This window comes from Streptomyces sp. NPDC053673, from assembly GCF_055585225.1.
The window spans coordinates 1-1,735 of record NZ_JBVJKN010000095.1; the positions used below are offsets into that span (position 1 = coordinate 1).

The 1,735-nt window shown below is 64.6% G+C and carries 2 protein-coding genes; both read left to right on the forward strand.

Annotation, left to right across the window (positions count from 1 at the left end; genetic code table 11):
- A partial coding sequence (gene merP, locus ACZ6ZQ_RS38495) for a mercury resistance system periplasmic binding protein MerP (RefSeq protein ID WP_134595994.1) occupies positions 1-189 on the forward strand: 189 nt, incomplete at its 5' end.
- Between the two features lie 71 nt (positions 190-260).
- On the forward strand, positions 261-1,735 hold a 1,475-nt coding region (merA, locus tag ACZ6ZQ_RS38500), incomplete at its 3' end, for a mercury(II) reductase (protein WP_469773187.1).

Sequence of the window (1,735 nt, forward strand, 5' to 3'; positions counted from 1 at the left end):
GGCATGACCTGCTCCGCCTGCCCGATCACTGTCAAGAAGGCGATTTCCAAGGTCGAAGGCGTCAGCAAAGTTGACGTGACTTTCGAGACACGCCAAGCGGTCGTCACCTTCGACGATGCCAAGACCAGCGTGCAGAAGCTGACCAAGGCAACCGCAGACGCGGGCTATCCGTCCAGCGTCAAGCAGTGAGTCACTGAAAACGGCACCGCAGCACAACGGACGTCATTGTCTGGCGCCACAAACGATAAAGGATCTGTTGCATGACCCATCTAAAAATCACCGGCATGACTTGCGACTCGTGCGCGGCGCACGTCAAGGAAGCGCTGGAAAAAGTGCCAGGCGTGCAGTCGGCGCTGGTGTCCTATCCGAAGGGCACAGCGCAACTCGCCATCGTGCCGGGCACATCGCCGGACGCGCTGACTGCCGCCGTGGCCGGACTGGGCTACAAGGCAACGCTAGCCGATGCGCCACTGGCGGACAACCGCGTCGGACTGCTCGACAAGGTGCGGGGATGGATGGCCGCCGCCGAAAAGCACAGTGGCAACGAGCCCCCAGTGCAGGTAGCGGTCATTGGCAGCGGTGGAGCCGCGATGGCGGCGGCGCTGAAAGCCGTCGAGCAAGGCGCGCAGGTCACGCTGATCGAGCGCGGCACCATCGGCGGCACCTGCGTCAATGTCGGCTGTGTGCCGTCCAAGATCATGATCCGCGCCGCCCACATCGCCCATCTGCGCCGGGAAAGCCCGTTCGATGGCGGTATTGCGGCAACTGTGCCTACGATTGACCGCAGTAAGCTGCTGGCCCAGCAGCAGGCCCGCGTCGACGAACTGCGGCACGCCAAGTACGAAGGCATCCTGGGCGGTAATCCGGCCATCACCGTTGTGCACGGTGAGGCGCGCTTCAAGGACGACCAGAGCCTTACCGTCCGTTTGAACGAGGGTGGCGAGCGCGTCGTGATGTTCGACCGCTGCCTGGTCGCCACGGGTGCCAGCCCGGCGGTCCCGCCGATTCCGGGCTTGAAAGAGTCACCCTACTGGACTTCCACCGAGGCCCTGGCGAGCGACACCATTCCCGAACGCCTTGCCGTAATCGGCTCGTCGGTGGTGGCGCTGGAGCTGGCGCAAGCCTTTGCCCGGCTGGGCAGCAAGGTCACGGTCCTGGCGCGCAATACCTTGTTCTTCCGTGAAGACCCGGCCATCGGCGAGGCGGTGACAGCCGCTTTCCGTGCCGAGGGCATCGAGGTGCTGGAGCACACGCAAGCCAGCCAGGTCGCCCATATGGACGGTGAATTCGTGCTGACCACCACGCACGGTGAATTGCGCGCCGACAAACTGCTGGTTGCCACCGGTCGGACACCGAACACGCGCAGCCTCGCGCTGGACGCAGCGGGGGTCACTGTCAATGCGCAAGGTGCCATCGTCATCGACCAAGGCATGCGCACGAGCAACCCGAACATCTACGCGGCCGGCGACTGCACCGACCAGCCGCAGTTCGTCTATGTGGCGGCAGCGGCCGGCACCCGTGCCGCGATCAACATGACCGGCGGCGATGCGGCGCTCGACCTGACCGCAATGCCGGCCGTGGTGTTCACCGATCCGCAAGTGGCGACCGTGGGCTACAGCGAGGCGGAAGCCCACCACGACGGGATCGATACCGACAGCCGCACCTTGACCTTGGACAACGTGCCGCGTGCGCTCGCCAACTTCGACACACGCGGCTTCATCAAGTTGGTTATCGA